Source organism: Pseudoxanthomonas sp. PXM01 (assembly GCF_014851815.1).
Taxonomy (GTDB): domain Bacteria; phylum Pseudomonadota; class Gammaproteobacteria; order Xanthomonadales; family Xanthomonadaceae; genus Pseudoxanthomonas_A.
The window spans coordinates 1,908,708-1,926,505 of record NZ_JACVAJ010000001.1; the positions used below are offsets into that span (position 1 = coordinate 1,908,708).

Annotated in this window: 17 protein-coding genes; 6 read left to right on the forward strand and 11 right to left on the reverse strand. The window is 65.7% G+C overall.

Translation table 11 applies throughout. The features are described from left to right. Positions 1-47: 47 nt before the first annotated feature. The gene (locus IB230_RS08770) at positions 48-458 is read left to right on the forward strand and encodes a hypothetical protein (RefSeq protein WP_192271004.1); all 411 of its coding nucleotides are present in this window, start codon (positions 48-50) and stop codon (positions 456-458) included. Between the two features lie 70 nt (positions 459-528). On the opposite strand, the gene IB230_RS08775 is transcribed toward IB230_RS08770, so the two are convergent. The 9 genes from IB230_RS08775 to IB230_RS08815 form a co-directional block, all read right to left on the reverse strand. Then, positions 529-1,104: a hypothetical protein gene (locus tag IB230_RS08775; RefSeq protein ID WP_192271006.1), complete on the reverse strand. Its 576-nt coding sequence runs from the start codon at positions 1,102-1,104 to the stop codon at positions 529-531. Positions 1,105-1,301: 197 nt separating this feature from the next. Then, positions 1,302-4,319 (reverse strand): sensor histidine kinase, encoded by a 3,018-nt coding sequence (locus IB230_RS08780; RefSeq protein WP_192271008.1) that lies wholly within the window; start codon positions 4,317-4,319, stop codon positions 1,302-1,304. A 67-nt stretch (positions 4,320-4,386) separates the two neighbouring features. Further along, entirely contained in the window at positions 4,387-5,889 is a 1,503-nt protein-coding gene (locus IB230_RS08785) for an aldehyde dehydrogenase family protein (RefSeq protein WP_343227277.1), read from the reverse strand. Next, positions 5,786-7,441 carry an acetolactate synthase large subunit gene (locus IB230_RS08790; RefSeq protein ID WP_192271010.1) on the reverse strand — a complete coding sequence of 552 codons (1,656 nt, stop codon included), beginning with the start codon at positions 7,439-7,441 and terminating at the stop codon, positions 5,786-5,788. The genes IB230_RS08785 and IB230_RS08790 overlap by 104 nt, the downstream gene beginning before the upstream one ends. A gap of 268 nt (positions 7,442-7,709) precedes the next feature. After that, on the reverse strand, positions 7,710-8,054 hold the full coding sequence (locus IB230_RS08795; RefSeq protein WP_192271012.1) for a hypothetical protein: 345 nt from the start codon (positions 8,052-8,054) through the stop codon (positions 7,710-7,712). Positions 8,055-8,147: 93 nt separating this feature from the next. Then, on the reverse strand, positions 8,148-8,669 hold the full coding sequence (locus tag IB230_RS08800; RefSeq protein WP_192271014.1) for a nuclear transport factor 2 family protein: 522 nt from the start codon (positions 8,667-8,669) through the stop codon (positions 8,148-8,150). After that, entirely contained in the window at positions 8,666-9,592 is a 927-nt protein-coding gene (locus tag IB230_RS08805; RefSeq protein WP_192271016.1) for an NADP-dependent oxidoreductase, read from the reverse strand. The genes IB230_RS08800 and IB230_RS08805 overlap by 4 nt, the downstream gene beginning before the upstream one ends. A 165-nt stretch (positions 9,593-9,757) precedes the next feature. Continuing rightward, on the reverse strand, positions 9,758-10,063 hold the full coding sequence (locus tag IB230_RS08810; protein ID WP_192271018.1) for a hypothetical protein: 306 nt from the start codon (positions 10,061-10,063) through the stop codon (positions 9,758-9,760). A gap of 107 nt (positions 10,064-10,170) precedes the next feature. Then, positions 10,171-10,836, reverse strand: coding sequence for a SapC family protein (locus tag IB230_RS08815; RefSeq protein ID WP_192271020.1), 666 nt, complete (start codon positions 10,834-10,836; stop codon positions 10,171-10,173). A gap of 6 nt (positions 10,837-10,842) precedes the next feature. Between IB230_RS08815 and IB230_RS08820 the strand changes: the two genes are divergently transcribed. Beyond that, entirely contained in the window at positions 10,843-11,112 is a 270-nt protein-coding gene (locus IB230_RS08820; RefSeq protein ID WP_192271022.1) for a hypothetical protein, read from the forward strand. A gap of 415 nt (positions 11,113-11,527) precedes the next feature. Next, entirely contained in the window at positions 11,528-12,502 is a 975-nt protein-coding gene (locus IB230_RS08825; protein ID WP_192271024.1) for a helix-turn-helix transcriptional regulator, read from the forward strand. A gap of 21 nt (positions 12,503-12,523) precedes the next feature. On the opposite strand, the gene IB230_RS08830 is transcribed toward IB230_RS08825, so the two are convergent. Further along, positions 12,524-13,156, reverse strand: coding sequence for a cupin domain-containing protein (locus IB230_RS08830; protein WP_192271026.1), 633 nt, complete (start codon positions 13,154-13,156; stop codon positions 12,524-12,526). Between the two features lie 299 nt (positions 13,157-13,455). On the opposite strand from IB230_RS08830, the gene IB230_RS08835 reads away from it, so the two are divergent. Beyond that, on the forward strand, positions 13,456-14,385 hold the full coding sequence (locus tag IB230_RS08835; RefSeq protein ID WP_192271028.1) for a hypothetical protein: 930 nt from the start codon (positions 13,456-13,458) through the stop codon (positions 14,383-14,385). Between the two features lies 1 nt (position 14,386). Beyond that, complete coding sequence (locus IB230_RS08840) at positions 14,387-15,901, forward strand: peptidase S41 (protein ID WP_192271030.1); 1,515 nt, start codon at positions 14,387-14,389, stop codon at positions 15,899-15,901. A 26-nt stretch (positions 15,902-15,927) separates the two neighbouring features. On the opposite strand, the gene IB230_RS08845 is transcribed toward IB230_RS08840, so the two are convergent. Then, positions 15,928-16,656: a response regulator transcription factor gene (locus IB230_RS08845; RefSeq protein WP_192271031.1), complete on the reverse strand. Its 729-nt coding sequence runs from the start codon at positions 16,654-16,656 to the stop codon at positions 15,928-15,930. A 132-nt stretch (positions 16,657-16,788) separates the two neighbouring features. Here IB230_RS08845 and IB230_RS08850 point away from each other — a divergent pair, with 132 nt between their 5' ends. Further along, complete coding sequence (locus tag IB230_RS08850) at positions 16,789-17,796, forward strand: SDR family oxidoreductase (RefSeq protein WP_192271033.1); 1,008 nt, start codon at positions 16,789-16,791, stop codon at positions 17,794-17,796. Positions 17,797-17,798: the final 2 nt, after the last annotated feature.

Consider the following 17,798-nt stretch of genomic DNA (forward strand, 5'->3'; position numbering starts at 1 on the left):
AGGCGCGAGGAAAAGCACCATGAGCAACACGGAAGCAGCGCAAACCCATGCACGCCGATGACGGCGCACGTCGCTATTCGGGAACATGTGAAATCCTCCGCCTGTCTTTCCTGACGTTGCGAGAGAAATCTGCAGCTTCGAAAGAGCGCGCCCCCGTATCGGTGGGCGCACGACATGATCAACTCATCCTGTCACGGGACAGACTCTGCCCGGCACGTTCCAATGCCTGCAGACCTCATGCGCCGCGGCATACCATCAGTCAGTGGCGCATCGCGTTGTCTTGCGCCTGGCGCAATCGACATCCGCATCGCCGCATTGCGAACAGTCTGCGCTCATACACGCGTGTCGCGGCGAAATCCGGTGCCCCGCTGGTCGGATACATCCATGAACCAAGCGAACGCGCGATGAAATCAACAACCTTGGATGAGGGCGGAAGTCGTTCTTCCCTGCATGTCTGACAGCCGCACTAACGCCAGCATGCGAATGGTCGGCTCCTGGAGCCGACATCGATCATTCCCTTCTCGCCGCCTAGTAGACGACCGCTCCCGGATCCGGTTCTCCGTCCATGACATCCAAGACAAGAAGGCTTCTTTGCAATGGCTGGCCCTCGGCGGCGCGCTCCGTGAAGTAGGCTCCCACGACCTTGAGCTTTTGCCCCATCTCGAATGTGCAGATGTCCTTGCCATGAGGGGTCATGCAGCTGTCGCCCAGGACCCGAAGACTGCTTGAATTCTTGTCGGGTTCTGCGCTTACCGTGAGCGACTTTCCGTCGCGCTGGATGTAGCCAAGGACCTCGATCATTTCTGCCGGCTTTACGGCATACACAAGATCCTCGATCTTCCTCCTGCAGATCAGGCTATGGCTGTTCATGCCTCCCCGGCAGTTCTTCGTGCGATCCAGGCATTGCTCGCGCTCCATCCCGTAGAAGTGCGGGTTGGCGCACTCGTAGGCATGCACTGAATCCATATCCTTGTCGCCTGTATCCACCCGTGTTGGCGCTGCCGCAGCCGGCGGTTCGACGTCAGCACGGGAGTGATTCGAGCAAGCGCCTGCCACAAGGAACGCCAGGAGAGCGCCGGCGAAGCTTCGGAAGTCGAATTTCATGTTGGCCGCCCTCACGGGTTGAGCGTAGTTGTTGTGATAGCTGCATCAATGCCTTGCGCCCGTGGATCTTAAGGTTGCCCAGTTCGGCCAACAACCGACGGATAGCCGGACCCAGTAGCTCGACCACGAAGCTTCTTATGTCCGTAAGCGGACATGCGATGGGTACCCCGGTGGATGCACCCGGGTTACGTGGGCTCTCAAGCACGCTTGCGCGACGTCGATCTTGAAGGAACCAGGAGCTCGACATCGGTCCCGCCTCCCGGACTGCTGGAGATCCGCAGCTCCGCGCCGATGTCGATGGCCCGTTCGCGCATGCCACGCAAGCCCCAATGGCCGTCGCGACCGCCGGAACGCAGAACGTCTTCGGTGACGCCCCTTCCGTCATCGCGGAAACGGAACCGGATGTTGCCGTTCGCCATGGATACCGCGACACCGATCCTGCCGGCCTCCGAGTGCCGGAAAGCGTTGCTGAGTGCTTCGCGCCCGATCCAGTAGATTTCGTCCCGCATGACAGCTTCCAACGGCGGCAGTTCGCCTTCCGATACCACGTTGAAGTCGACAGCATCCTCGTGATTCAGTTCGCGGCCGATGCTGGCGAAGGCTTGCGGCAGGTCTTCGGGCACGGAAGCCTCCGCCAGTCGCAGGGACTGCACGCGCTCGCGACCCTCGACGATGGCCTGCTCGCCGCGGTCCATGACCTGCTCCAGCGATGCACGGACGGGATCCTCCCTGGCCAGCAGGTTGGCGACGGCCTGGAATCTCAGGAGCAGGCCATGAAAACTCTGCAGCAGGGTGTCGTGCAGCTCTCTTGCGATGCGCTCCCTTTCGCGATGCCGTTCTTCGAACCGCATGCGCATGCGCCGGGAAATGCGCCTCAGCCGCAGCTTGTGGATGAAGTACATGAAGGCCGCAGCCGCCGTCGTGCAAAGACCGAAGAACCACCCTGTCTGGGTGAAGCGTGGCGCGATGGAAAACGCCATTGAGGCATTCCCGGCACTCCATACGCCGCTTTCATTGGCCGCCTGGACACGGAAAACGTACTTCCCCGGCCCAAGATTGGTGTAGTAGGCGACCCGACGATGTCCCGCATCCTGCCAATCCGCATCCAGGCCCTCCAGGCGGTAACGGAAACGCACTCGCTCGGGGTAGGCGAGACTGCTCGCCGCATAGCGGATGCGCATGTCGCGGGTGCCGGCCTGGAACTCCTTCCCATCGACCCGCCCGTACTCGACCTCACCCACCGCAAGCCCGCGGATGCTGACCGTCGGCACGACGGGATTGTGGAGGGGCCTTGCCGGATCGATCATCGCCAAGCCCTGGTTGGTCGAAAACCAGAGCCGTCCCGCACCATCGGTGACGATCGTCGACATCAGCGTCGATTGCTGGGCGATTCCGGGCATGCCATCGGCCGTGTCATAGAGACGACCGTCCAGGCTTCCGCGTTCGAGGCCCTTCCCGAGTTCCTCGACCGAAACGTGGAAGACGCCATTGACGCCATTCATCCAGAGGTCGCCACCCGGCCTCCGATGGAGCCCCGTGATGCCGCTCAAGCGATTCCGATCCGCGCTACGCAAGGGCCGGACCTGCCCATTGCGAAGCAGGGCGACACCGCTCTCGCCACCTGCCAGCACACCCTCACCCACTTTTTCCAGGGCGGACACAGTGCCGATGTCGAGCCCCTCCTTCGACCCGAAGATCCGGGCTTCACCGCTGCGCCAGTGGACGATTCGACTGCCGTTGTAGCCAATCCACACGGACCCGTCGGGATCGCGGAGAAGCGAGGTCGCACCATGCGGAGGAATGGCGCCCATCCCGATGTGTGTCCAAGTCTGCCCGTCATACTGGAACAACCCTTGCCCTTCGCGCATGACAAGAAAGCCGCCGGTGCCGTCGCTCGCTACGGCACCCAGCGTGCCTGTGCCGGGCATGTCCAGCGGGAGCAGTCCCCTGGCGGAGTACTCGTAGGCGCCGTCCCATGCGAAGACGTACGTCCTGGGACCCGCGGCATGTATCGCATAGATGCCCCTGCCGACCGAGCTGGCCAGCAACGTCAGGTCGTTGTCGTCAACGCGATACAGCTGCCGGCCACTTGAGACCAGCAGTCCATGGGATGGAGAGAACGCCATGCCATAGACGCCGCTCTGGCTCAGCCGTTCGTCCTGCAACACCTGCATGCTGCTCGGCCGAAAGCGGTGCAGGCCCATGTTGGTGCCTACCCAGACGTTGCCCTCGCGGTCGGTCAATACGGGGACGGCCCGATCCGACGCCAGACCGTTGCGCCGCTGGATGGTCTCCGCCACGTCTCTTTCGCTGAGCGCATACCCCGCGGGCAGCCGATCCAGACCGGCGATGCGGGCAAGGCCACCTCGACGACGGTCGGTTCCCCACAACGCACCGTTCCTGTCCAGGCTCATGCTTGCGAAATGACCAAAGCCTAATGCCCTGGGCGCCGACGGCATGGACCGCGTGCCGTAGGTGCCGTCGGAGATCCAGAGGGTTCCGTCGGGCGCTTCCAGAAGCGAGGTGTATGCGCCGGTCGCGACATGAGTCGGTTCGAACCGGGATGCGCCGGAGGGCAGCTTCAGCAGCGTATCGCCTGCGGCGACCCACAAGGTGCCTTTCGAGTCCAGCAGGACGTCATCCGCATACCTATAGGGAAACCCCATCTCAGGACCGACCCGCGCCCAGCGCTTGCCGTCGAAGCGGTAGAGCCCGGTGAACGACGGCACCCAGATGTGGCCCGCCGCGTCCTCGGTGATCCGCATCACCAGGCCTGTCGGCAGCACGGGCGAAGGCGGATAATGCTTCAGCCTGCCCGCCTCCAGCACACTGATGCCGCCCGGGTAGAAACCGATCCACAGCCGGCCGCGCGAGTCGGTCAACAGCGCCGTGATGTTGCTGGACGCAAAGCCGTTGCCTTGTGGCGCGTTGTAACGCTCGAAACCGATGCCATCAAAGCGATACAGGCCGATGCCCGTGCCCAGCCACAGCGCGCCGCCGGGATCCTGCGCCAGGGCCCATATGTCCGGTGGTGCGCCATCCCGCTGGCTCCAGGTACTGCGGTGGTATTCCGCCATGCCGAACGGGGTGGCGATTGCCGGCTCCGTACGGACCAGCAGCACACAGCATGTCAGCCACGACAGCGTGGCCCATCGTCGCGCAATGGCAATAAGGCTGGACACGCACCCCTCCCGCCCGGACAGGAGGGTATCCATGCAGCAAAAGAGTCGGCTTCGCCTCACCCAATTTGGGGATCGGAGACGGAAACCTCCCGCGCCGCACTCAGCTCCTGCGCATGAGGATCATCTTTTCCTGCGTCATGTCGCGCATGGTGTAGGGAATGCCGCCGGTGCCGTAGCCGGATTCCCGGCGTCCCGCAAACGGCATCCAGTCGGTGCGGAACGCGGTGGGGTCGTTGATCATCACGGCGGATGCATCGAGGCGGTCCGCGGCGCGCATGGCGACGCCGATATCCTGGGCGAAGATGCTCGCCTGGAACGCCGTGGGCAGGGCATTGGCGCGGGCGATGGCCTCGTCGAGGTCCTCATAGCGATAGACCGCGAGCGCCGGACCGAACACCTCCTGCGTCGATATCCTCGCATCGGCCGGCGGATCGAGCAGCACCGTCGGCTGCAGTGTCGTTTCGGAAAGACGCTTTCCACCGGTCGCGAGCGTCGCGCCGCCCTTGACGGCCTCCTCGATCCATTCTGCGACCCGGTCCGCTTCACGCGGCAGGATCAGGGGTCCGACCTCGGTGTCCTGCAGCGTGGGATCGCCCGTACGCAGTGTCTCGACACGGGCGATCAGTTGCCGGGTGAAGTCATCGGCGATGTCCTGATGCACGAACACACGCTGCGTGGACACGCAGACCTGGCCTGCGTGGTAATAGCCGCCTTTGACGATCGGTTCGATGATCCGGGCGAGATCGGCGCTGCGGTCGACGATCGCCGGCGCGACGCCCCCGTGCTCCAGCGCGGAACGTGCGCCGTGGGCGAGCTTGGCGTGCAGCGACCAGCCGACCCGGGCCGAGCCGATGAAGCTGAGGAAGGCGATACGGCGGTCGGTAGCCAGCTTTTCCGCAAGTTCATTGCCGTCCGGCAGGAAGGTCTGGCACCAGGGTTCCGGCAGACCGGCTTCATGCAGCAGCGCCACGAACGCCAGGCAGGACAGCGGGGTCGCAGCCGCCGGCTTGATGATGACGGGACAGCCGACCGCGACGGCCGGCGCCACCTGGTGGACGATCAGGTTCAGCGGATGATTGAACGCCGAGATCGCCGCCACGATGCCGATCGGCTCCTTGGTCGTGAATGCCCAGCGGTTCTCGGCCGCGGCCGACAGTCCCATCGGGATTTCGCGGCCTGCGAAATTTCGCAACTCGTCGGCCGCGTTGTGGACACCATCGATGGCGCGGTTGGTTTCGACGATGGCGTCGGCCAGCGGCTTGCCGCCCTCGCGCGCGATCTGCAGGGCGAGATGGTCGCGCCTGGCCTCCATCAGGGCTGCCAGCTTGCGCAGGATCGCCACACGCTGGTGCGGCTTGAGCCAGCCGTCGCGGTGCCTGAATGCCTGCTCCGCGGCATGCAGCTTGCGCTCGAGCGCTGCCGCATCGTCGGTGGCGAGCTCCGCGATCGGTGCGCGGTCGAAGGCTTGTACGACCGTCAGCATGAGGACGCTCTCCGTTTCATTTGCAGTCCAGGTCGGGCGTGCGATTGCGCAGCTCATCGACCAGCACGCGGGTGTTCTCGGAATAGTCGATCGGCACGTCGACCAGGTGGACGCCGCCACCGGCGAAGGCGGCTTCCAGTGTCGGCACGAGATCGTCGACCGACGCCACCCGCGATCCCTTCGCACCGTAGGCCTGGGCATACTGCACGAAATCGGGATTGCCGAAGCGCATCCCGAAATCCTCGAACCCATCCACCGCCTGCTTCCATCGGATCATGCCGTAGGCGCTGTCGTTGAGGATGACCACGACGAGGTTGAGCCCCAGTCGCACGGCCGTCTCCATTTCCTGCGAATTCATCATGAAGCCACCGTCGCCGCAGACCGCCATGACGCGGCGCTGCGGATACAGCATTGCCGCCATCATCGCCGACGGCAGGCCGGCGCCCATCGTGGCGAGCGCATTGTCCAGCAGCAACGTGTTGGCGACATGCGTGCGGTAGTTGCGCGCGAACCATATCTTGTACATGCCGTTGTCGAGACAGACGATGCCGTCATCGGGCATGACCTCACGCACATCGTGGACGATGCGCTGGGGCGTGATCGGAAAGCGGTCTTCCCCGGCGCGGTCGTTGAGGCGGGCCAGGATCTTCTGGCGCAATTCCAGCATGCCCGCGTCGGCGGAGAGACGGCCTTCGAGCCGCCCGGCGAGCGCCTCGACCGAGACGCCGATATCGCCGATCACCTCGATGTCCGGGTGGTAGACCTGTTCGACGGTGGCGGACTGGAAACCGACATGGATAACCTTTGGCCCGCCTGCATGCTTCATCAGGAAGGGCGGCTTCTCCACGGTGTCGTGGCCGATGGCGACAATCAGGTCGGCACGTGCGACCGCTTCGTGCACGTAGTCGCCCTCCGACAGCGCCGCGGTGCCCATGTAGAGATTGGAGCCGCCGGTGACGGCGCCCTTGCCCATCTGCGTGTTGAAGAAGGGCAGCCCGGTGCGCGACACGAAATCCGACAGGGCGTCGGCCAGCCAGGGACGGCTGCCGGCCGCGCCGATCATCACCAGCGGCCGCTTGGCCGCGAGCACCGCCTGCGCAGCCCTGTCGAGCGCAGCGTCAGGCGCGATGGCGCGCTCGATCGGATGGATCGGGATGACCGGTGCGTCCTCGACCTCCTCGGCGGCGATGTCTTCCGGCAGTTCCAGGTGCACCGGGCCCGGCCGCTCGTCCATCGCCACACGGAACGCATCGCGTACGGTCGCGGGGATCGCCGCAGCGCTGACGATCTGGCGGGTCATCTTGGTCAGCGGCTTCATCGACGCGACGATGTCGACGATCTGGAAGCGCGCCTGTTTGGCGCTCATCACCGCCTTCTGGCCGGTGATGAGGATCATCGGCATGGCGCCGAGATGGGCATAGGCGGCACCCGTCGAGAAATTCAGCGCGCCGGGACCCAGCGTGGCCAGGCACACGCCGGGCCTGCCGGTGAGGCGTCCATGCGTGGCGGCCATGAACGCCGCTGCCTGTTCGTGGCGCGTCAGCACCAGTTCGATGCGCGAGGTACGAAGCGATTCGAGGAAGTCCAGGTTCTCTTCGCCCGGCACGCCGAAGATGCGGTCCACGCCTTCGTTCTCCAGCGCTTCGACCAATAGTTGCGATCCCTTACGCATCGTTTCGCTCCTGACGGGAGAAGGCCGCCCGGATGGTGCATCGCCAGAGCGGATGCTTTGACGTTGCCATCGTTCCGACCATGACAGAACGACTATACCCTCCGCTCGCGTCACGTGCCGTTACGCGCAAGGATGTCGCGATACATACATGGAATGGAGCGTTCGACAATCCTCTACAAGCGAACGACCCGATTCTGTGCTGGGCCCATCCTTTCGGATGCGTGGATGCATGAGTATCGAGGACACGGGAGCGGATCCTGTCGGCGGATCAGCCCGCCTGAGCGGATGCGAACAGCGCCGCCAGCAGTGCGTGCTCTGCCTCATCGAGATCGCACGACGCGCCGTCGATGAAGGCTAACCGCTGCCTGCAGTCGACGCCGACTTCCACCACGGGCCTGCGCTGATTGCCCGGGTACTTGCGCAGGACGAGATCGACCCGTGTTTCCGACACCCACAAGGCCCTTTCCAGCGACCAGTGCCGGTCGATTGGCGACCACACCAGCGTGCCGTCCGCCGTCCTGACCGACGGGTGATAGACCCACTGGGACGCGAGGACTTCCCACGCGTCCGCACGGACGACGTACCCGCCCGCAGGCGACTCGAACACCTCCACGCCTGTCGCCTCTGAAGCTGCCGCCGTCATCCGTATCCCTCGCCGGTCATGAGCAGGATGACGGCATCACCCCTGTCGTCTTCGATCCCGACATCATCGACCATGCCGGCCATCGTGGCCCTGCTCGCCACGCGCCGTTTCCCGCATGCCGGATCCGGTGGTTGCCGGCGTGAACGCATCGTACGCCTTCACCACGATCCGCCAGCCATCGGGGAATTTCACCAGACTCATGTGGTCGTGCGCGCGCATGTCCGGATAGTCCAGCTCGATGACGGCCGTCGCCACCTGTCCGGTCACCGTGACCGAATGGATCCAGCGCCGACGAAGGGCCTCATCGGTGGGAACGCGCCCGCTGGACGAGGCCTTGATGTAGTCCTGTGCGGAGCGCTGACCGTAGCGCCCATCCTTGGTGCCCACGAGCATGCCGTCCGGCGCGAAGGCGCGACGGAAGTGCCGCTCCTCGCCGGTCGCGTGCCCATCGAGATAGGCCTGCAATGGCACCATGACGTCCTCGATGTCGCCGGCATGGACGAACGGCGGGACGAACAGGCCGGCGACCAGCAGCGCCCTGGCCAGGCGCCTGCGCATATCGCGCCCATGCAGCGTCGGGCTCATGGCGTCACCTCCGCGACGACGTCGAGCACGACCTTGCCCCGGGTGCGACCCTCGCGGTTGAACTGCTGCGCGGCGGCCGCTTCGTTCAATGGGTAGCGCCGGTGGATGTTGACCTTGAGTTTCCCCGCCGCAATCAGTGGCTCGACGTAACGCATTCCCTTGCGCACGTCCCAGTCCGCCGTCGCCGGGCATCGGATGCGCCGGCACATCGCCGGCGTGGTCCGGCCCGCCATCGACACCAGTCGGCCGCCCTCGCGCAGCACGGCAGGCGAGCGCTGCAATGTCTCGCCTCCCACCGTATCCACCACGACATCGACATCCTTCACAGCGTCTTCGAAGCGGACGGCCTGGTAGTCGACGACGTCATCCGCGCCGATCCGGCGCAGGTAGTCATGGTTGCGTGCCGAGGCCGTCGCAATCACGTGGGCGCCGCGCGCCTTCGCAAGCTGTACCACCAGCGATCCCACGCCCCCGGCGCCGCCGTGGACGAGCACGCGCTCACCCGGCTGCACCGCTGCCGTCGCGACCAGAAAGCGCCAGGCCGCGACGGCGGTGGTGGGATACGCTGCGGCCTCCGCGAAGGAAAAATTGGCCGGCTTGGGCACCACCTGGTCTGCGGGAACACTCACGTACTCGGCGTAGCTCCCGCTGCGGGATTGCTGGTAGACGATGCCGGCCACCGCCGTGCCACATGCGAGCCCGTCGACGGCGGCACCGCGCGCAACCACGTTGCCAGAGAAGTCACCGCCCGGCACGCCCTGGCTCGCCAGGCGGCCGGCGGCCTGCAACTTCCAGTCCACCGGATTGACGCTGGCGTTGCGGACGCGCACCAGTACATCGCCGGGACCGACGGCAGGCAACGGCACTCGCCGGATATCCAGCGCGGCGGGATCGCCGTTGCCTTTCGCGGTCGCGGCCAGCATGTCGCGGGGGAGCGCCGGGCAGGCCGTCGATGTTTCCGCGCGCGCTGGCAGAGCAAGCAGCAGCACGCAGAACGCCAGCGCGCCACAGAAGGGAATTCTTTGAACCACGGGAAATCTCCAGTACAGGAAGGATCGAAGGAAACCTTCGATGGATGAATGTCTGCGTCAGGCGACGCGTTTCAGCTGCCGATGCCCAGGGCCGGCGCCGGCCTCCGACGCGACGCCGAGCGAGCGCGCCATCGCGCCGATGCGGCGCGACACCATGGGACCCAGGAAGCGCGGAGCACGCCTGTAGGTCTGTTCCCACAGGCCGGCGATGAAGTAATGCGGGTTGCCGATGTCCGCCCTGCCCCTCACGAGGTTCTCCGCATCGGCGAGCCGTTCTTCTATCCGTTCGGGACACAGCGCGCGAGCGGAAATTTCCATCGACGTGATGGAAGATGAGTGCCGGGCCACACCGGCAAGATCCATTCGAACGTAGACCTCTCGTACTTCGTTCATGTCGTTCCTACCTGCGGGGTGAGGGAAAGGTGTCCGTCGCGCCATGGCGGGCGGCTCGTAATCTGCTGGGCCGCATCTCATGCCGCCCGCCTCAGGCCTTCCCAGTTGTGCTGGGAGGCCAGTTGCAGCGAGGTGGGCAGGGTCCAGCCATGGCGATGCCATGCGAGAACGCTGGAGTGGGGCAGGTCCCGATAGGCGTTGATGTCGATCACCTGGTGCGGGTGGCTGCGCCGCTCCATCCGCCCATCGTGAGTCCGCGCATGTGCGCATCGCTCGACCAGTTGGCAGTCGTGCACCAGCGATTCGATCCACCGCCGCGTACGCTCCAGCGCATCGAGATACTGCAGGCAGCCCTGCCATGCGGTGCGTGCGGTGGCAGAAAGCATTCCCGATGCATCGAACAAGGGCATCGAGGTTGTGCCCGGCACCGGCCCGACCACGACCCGATGGCTGGCGGTATCGATGCCGAGCTCCCATCGTCCGTCCGCAGCCTGCATCGGCACGAACGGATAGCGCTGCAACCAACCGGGTACGTAGGCATCCCGCCGCCAACGCCCGTCTCGACCCACGTGCCGGTTTAGGCCGCCGGGCGTTCCCAGCACCGCCACCGGATACGACGGACAGCCGGAAGGGAACACGATGGGGTAGTGCCTTGCGGCCGGCATGATCTCTTCCACGGTGATCGGCACCATGACCGTGGTCACCGCGAAACCGTAGTAGCCGCCTGCCGGCAGGATCGCCACGCGCGCGTGGTCGTTCGCATCCAGACGAACCGGATGACGGACGAACCCGGGAAGGCCCGGATCGTCCTGATGTTCCGCCGGCAGGCAGGCGGCAAGGTTGCCGCGCGTCATGACCCTCGTTCCCGCCCGCTGCCATCGAACGCATCGCAGGACATCGACGCGATGTCCCGCGCCACCATGCAGGGAAGGAGCGACAGCGAACGGAGGCGCCATTCTTCTGCGATGCGGTACGTCATTGCCTGTTCCATCGTTGAGGGTATTTCCCGACATCCATGACCGATGCACGGAACCGGGCGGTCGATGCCGGGTCACGTCGTCCGCCTCGACGTCGCATTGTCTTGATCGTCGAGCACGGTGCTTTGCGCTTTACGCACTTCGACCATGCAGTACGCGAACTTTTTTTCCTGCCGGACAGCGTTGCGATGAAACGAGGCCAAATGCCGTCGAAACGTTGGCATTCCGGGCACTGGGTGAACGCGACATAGGCGTTTTGCGAACGTCGTTGACAGCATGGTTTCGACCTGCAAATCTCTGCGCCATCGACACGGCGAGCCTCCCTTGGCGAGGGCTGGATCCGATGCTGGAACTCCTCCCACCTCGCGCGTTCGAAACCACGTTCCGGCCGCATGCACGCTCCCGTTCCGCGGCCGCCCATCCCTCGCGTTCTCCGTCCTTGGGAAGTGCCTGAGACATGACGGACCTGGTTGCCGCTCCCGTACCGCTGATCCGCTTCTCTTCCGAGGACCTGCCGGAAGAGACCCGGATGGAGTACCTGCGCGACTTCTATTCGCGTACGCGCATCGGTGCGGAGATCACGCCGATGATCGAGGACGAGAAGTTCCGGCTGGATCTGGCGGTACAGCCTTTGCTGGGCGACACCTGGGTCGGGCGCGGCCTGATGACGCCCCATCGCGCGACACGCACGGCCGTCCTGGCGTCGGCCACCAACAATGACGGCGTGCTGCTGACCCGTTGCACCGGCAGATTCATCTTCAGCGACCGCCACACGGGCGAGATGCCGATCGAAACCCATGACGTGCTCATGGCCAACTTCAATCAGACCTGCGAGTACGTGTACCTGGCGCGCGACACGGTGCAGACGCTCGCCATCGATCGCACCCAGCTGCTGACCCGGTTGCCCGGGTTCGAGCCCGAGGTCAGCACCCGGTTCGACGGGCGCAGCCCCGCGCTTTCCCTCCTGTTCGCGTATGCGGAGGCGATATCGCGCGAAAGCGTCGGCAGTACCATGCTCGGCCAGGTGGCCGCCATGCATCTGGCGGACCTGGCCGCACTGGCGCTCGGTGTGCGCGGCGACCATGCCGAAGCCGCCCGCGAGAGCGGACAGAAGGCCGCCCGCTTCGCGCTCATCAAGGCCGATCTCGAACAGGATTTCCAGAATGCCGAGTTGAGCGCGGCGGCCGTGGCGCACCGGCATGGCATCAGCGTCCGCTACCTGCACGTGCTGTTCGAGCAATCGGGGCAGACCTTCGGCGATTTCGTCCTGGAGCGGCGCCTGCGATTCGCGATGTCGCGACTGACCGATCCGCGCTGCCGTCATTTGCGCGTGGCGGATATCGCCTTCGATTCGGGATTCGCCGACCTGACGACCTTCAACCGCGCGTTCCGTCGCCGCTTCGGCGCTACGCCTTCGTCCGTCAGGCCGTAAGCGTCGGGTCCGATTGCGGACCTATTCCGCGTAGTACGTCCGGATACGCAGCAGGCGGATCAGTGGCCCGAGCAGGATGGCCGATCCCCGTTGCAGCCAGACCGGAAACGACGCGACGTAGGTGCAGTCGTAGGCTGCGAACAGGCTGACGGCCTGCAACCAGGTCCGCGCGCCGCGCCTGGAATGCCCCAGGCCGGACCGGTCGACCTGCACCAGGAACATGTCGAGCGCGCTGGCAGGCGTCGCCTCGACCTGCGCCGACATGGGCTCGTCGCCCGCATTGAAGTAGCGGTAAGGCGTGCGCGGCGCGATGACGATGCCTTCACCCGGCCCCAGCCGTCTTCGCTTGCCGTCCACCCATAGCGTCAGACAGCCTCTCGCCACCGTGATGCTCACGGTCGAACGCGGATGGATGCAGGCCACCGGGCCCGAACTGTAGGCGTCGAGACCCAGCATCGCGACGAACAGCTGCCCACCGGTCTGGTCGCGCGTGGCCGTGTACAGGAATGTCTGCCCAAAAGCGGTGTGGTTCACCTGCATGCCACCCTGCAGCCGCTCGCGCTGACCGCGCTCGTCCGACGCACGGCGATGCTGGTGCCAGGCGAGAAGGACGTAGGCGACAAGGGCCAGGCCCGACAGCAACGCGAACGCCATCCGATGTCCAGGTTCCAGGAAGTTCCGGGGCCTGCACCGGAACGGCGCGCCCACCGACCGGAAGTGTAGGAACGCCGCGTCCGCCAGGCTCGGTAATGCGTGCACAAGGATCAGGCACCCAGTGAACTGGACGCATCGCGATCCGCTCCGGACGGGTTCGCATAGTGCATACACGCAGTGCATGAAGTGCAGAGACACCTCATGGCAGAACCGCAGAATGGAGGCCGTCACGCCATTCGGCGACGGAGCTCCGGCATGCATCGCACACACGCGGCAGAAAGATCGACGGGCACGCGCCCGTGAAGACCATGATCATGGCGTCCTGGGGATGGATCGGCCTGGGCATGCTGTCGGCATGCCTGGTGGCGTCGGGCGTGGCGCATTCGGCCGCGAGCCGTCCGGAGAAGGGATTCCAGCTGGATATCGGTGCCCTCACCGTCGTGGCAAAGCGCGACCGGATCTCCGCGCCGGGCTTTCCCGATTCCACCATGAACCCCTTCCGCAAGATGGACATCCATCGCTTCTCGCTGCGGCATGAGGGCCGCCCGGTGAGCCTGTCGCTCCCCGGACGGCCCGGCGATGCGATCTCGTCGTTCAACATGGTGTACGTGCTGGAGGATGCACCGAGACCGGCACTGCTGGTGCCCTCGGGGGTGGGTGTCCATCTGGTCGAGCACAGCGACCATGGCTTGCAGGTAAGCGCATTGCCTGTGATGGATCGGCCCGTCGCACAGCTGCAGTGGCTCGATGCCGAGGCGGGGCAACCGGTTGCCGAGCAGAGCCCGCGCCTTGCCGAGCACGCACCCGCATCGCTGACGCTGCAGGGCGGACGCTGGCTGCTGGTGAACCGCTCGGTGGTGCTCGACGTCAGGACGCTGCAGTACCACGCGGTTCGCCCGTGGATACCGCAGGGCAGCGACCAGCCGATGGCGGGCCTGAATGCGTCGACGGAGCCGGCCCTGGCCCTCTCGCCGCAGGGCAGCCAGTACGCGGCGCTGGCCAGCGGCGCCGGGACGGGCGATGGCTGGGACCGCGCGCTGCTGGTGGTCGATATGCCCACCGGCAATCCGTACGGCGTTCCCATTCCGCTCCAGCACCGCGCGGACGTGGATGCCGGCCTGGTCGACGGCGCCTGGATCCTGAGGCACTTCGCTTGGCGGAACCGGAGCGGTGTCGAACAGCTCGTCCACATCGACGACGTGCAAGCTCCCCACACACCCGGGATCTGAGATGGAACCGACCGCGCCCGTGCGCACGCCATGCCGCACCGCACTCCGTATCGCCACGATGTCGATCGCATTACTGACCGGGCTCCCCGCGCTCGCGGCAGATGATGGCCATGCCTGGCGGCAACGCCTGGAACAGGATGCCCGGCGCTTCCACGCCGCCATCCGGGAAAGCCACCCAGGCACCGTCGACCCGGCAAATCCCGGTTTCAACGCCGTGCTCGGGAAAGCGCTGGACACCACGCTGGCCCGCGTCCAGCACACCCGCGATGCCGGCGGTTACTGGTGGGCCCTGCGCGAGTTCCAGGCCTTCTTCGACGATGGTCATGTCCAGATGGTGGCGACCCGCAACTGGACGCCCCTGCCGAAGCGCTGGCCAGGTTTCCTGACCCGTTTCGACGGCGACCGGCAGGTGGTGGCCGTGAGTGAAGACGCCGCAGCGCCCCGCGTCGGCGCGGTGCTGGTGTCCTGCGACGGCCTGCCCGCCGACATGCTGGCGCGCGAGCGACTGGGGCGCTTCAGCGGACGCTGGATGCTGGAAGCACAGCGTGCCGATCTTGGGCCGCGACTGTTCATCGACGAGCGCAATCCCTGGCTCGCGCCGCTACGCGAGTGCGTCTTCGAAACACGGGGACAGCGCCACCGCATCACGCTCCAGTGGCGCGACATGGACGACGCAACCTTCGAAGCGCTGCGTGCACGGGTCCAGCCCATGCTGCGTGCGCCTGTTGGGCTGCAGTCGTGGCCGGGCCTCAGCTGGCTGTCACTGGGTACGTTCGACGGCAATCCACAGTCGGATGACTACGGCGCGCTCGTCTCGTTGGTCGCCGACGTGCAGGCGCAGGCGGAATCACTGCGCGAAGGCGTGATCGTGCTGGACGTGCGCGGCAACACGGGGGGTTCGTCGCACTGGAGCCGCAGGATCGCCGAAAGCCTGTGGGGACCGGCTGCCGTGCAACGTGCAACGCAGAAATCGGACGGCGTCGACTGGCGCGTCTCCGCCACGAACATCCAGCACATCCGCACCCTGCGCGATCGCGTAGCCGCCGCGCCCTCACCCGATGTCGAGCAAGTCGCCTGGCTGAGTGCGGTACTCGCGGGGCTGGAGCAGGCCCAGCAGCAGGGTCTGGCCCTGTGGCGCCAGGCCGACGACGAAACGGGCGATCCGGAGCCGGCCACCCCCGCAGGCAGCGGAAGCGTGGAGCGCGCGCCCCGCGTCTACGTCGTGACCGATTCCGCCTGCGCATCCGCGTGCCTGGATGCGATGGACCTCTGGAAGGCGCTGGGCGTCATCCAGGTCGGGCGGGAGACATCCGCCGACACCCTGTACATGGAAGTGCGCGCCGAACGGCTGCCCAGCGATCTGGTCTGGGCCGTGGTGCCGACGAAGGTCTACCGCGGCAGGCTGCGTGGCGACAACGAAGCGTATCGCCCCGACCATGTCTACAACGGCGACATGTCGGACACGGAAGCGCTGCAGGCCTGGATTCTTGAACGAGTAGCCGCGACGCGAAAGTAGGCGTGCCCGGATGAATGCCGTGGGGACTAGACCGTCGCGACGGCGATGGGCTGCGGACGATGCGCCGGCTCTAGGTCGGCGATGCGATACCCGGCGCTCTGCACGGTATGGAGCAGCGGCGTGTCGAAGCCACGGTCGACGACCTTGCGCAGGTTGTACAGATGGCTGCGCAGCGTGTCCGAATCGGGTTGATCGTCGCCCCATATCTCGCGCTCGATCTCGCGGCGGGACACGACGCGGGGCGACTCCCGCATCAGGATGGTCAGCAACTTCGTGGACACCGGAGACAACTCGATCTCGCGGTCACCTCGCCGCACACGGTGGCAGGTGGGATCGAACGAAAGATCGCCGACCTGAAGCACCTTCCTGCCGACCTCCTTGCGGTTGCGACGGATAACCGCATGCAGGCGGGCTTCCAGTTCCTGTGTCGCGAAAGGCTTGGTCAGGTAGTCGTCCACGCCCTCCTCCAGGCCCGCGAGCTTGTCGTCCAGCGTGTCGCGCGCGGTCGCCATGATGATCGGGGTCGAGATGCGCGCTTCTCCCCGCAGCTTCCTCACCACGTCCATACCGTCCATGCGCGGCAGATTTCCGTCGAGGATGATGGCGTCGTACCGGTTCTCCACCGCCAGCCGGTAGCCCTCCGCGCCATCGGCCGCGTAATCGACCTCCATGCCGCGGCTCTCCAGATAGAGGCCCACGGCTTCGGCAAGGCTCCGGTTGTCTTCGATGATGAGGACGACAGCGGAGATCGACATGGCGGTTCCCGTTGGAATTCAGTTTGGTGAACCTGCACGACGACGTGTCGAGCCGGTGTGAAGGCGACGCCAATCACGCGATACCCACGTACGACGTCGCGATGATGGCGGCTCCCGTAAGGAGGGCGCGCCATGACACCGAAGAAGAAAGCGGCGAAACAGCCGGATACGCAGACAAAGGGCGCGAAGACGACGGTGGCCCGACAGCGGAAGCTGCAGGCGGACATCGACAGAAAGGACGCCGCCACGCCTTCGAAACCACCGAAGAAGGCCACGCAGGCGGGGGTCAGGAAGCAACCGGTGCGGATGCCCGCCCAACATCTCGACAAGCCTGGTGAGGAAGCGGAGCTGATCCTCGCTCCGGCCTTCGAAGCCGCCGGCTATCGCGGCAGCGGCAAGCTGGAGGGCATGACCGCCATCGTCACCGGTGCCGACTCGGGCATCGGCAGAGCGGTGGCCGTATTGTTCGCGCGCGAGGGCGCCGATGTCGCCGTGCTCTATCTCGATGAGCACGAGGACGCGAAGGAGACGGCGCGCTGGATCGAGAAGGAAGGCCGAACCGCCATGCTGTTTCCCGGCGATGTGCGCGACTCCGGCTTCTGCAACCGGGTGGCTGGCAAGGTCGCAGAACGGTTCGGCAGGATCAACGTGCTGGTCAACAACGCGGGCTTCCAGTTGCACGCCAAGCGCCTGGAGGACCTGACCGACGCGCATCTGCAGGAGACGCTGCAGACGAACGTGGCCGGCTACATCCACATGGCACGCGCCTGCCTGCCCCACATGGAGCGCGGGGCGTCGATCGTGAACTGCGGCTCGGTCACCGGCCTGTTCGGCAGCCCCAGCCTGATCGACTACTCCGCCACCAAGGGTGCCGTACACGCATTCACCAAGGCGCTCGCCGCCAACCTGCTGGAGCGCGGCATCCGCGTCAATGCCGTGGCGCCGGGACCGGTGTGGACGCCGTTCAACCCGGCGGACAAACCCGCGGAGGAGGTCGCAGAGTTCGGCAAGGACAGCGCGATGGGCCGTCCTGCGCAGCCGGAAGAACTGTCGCCGGCATTCGTCTTCCTCGCCTCACCGCTGATGTCGTCCTACGTCAACGGCATCGTGCTGCCGGTCATGGGCGGCCCCAAGGGCTGATC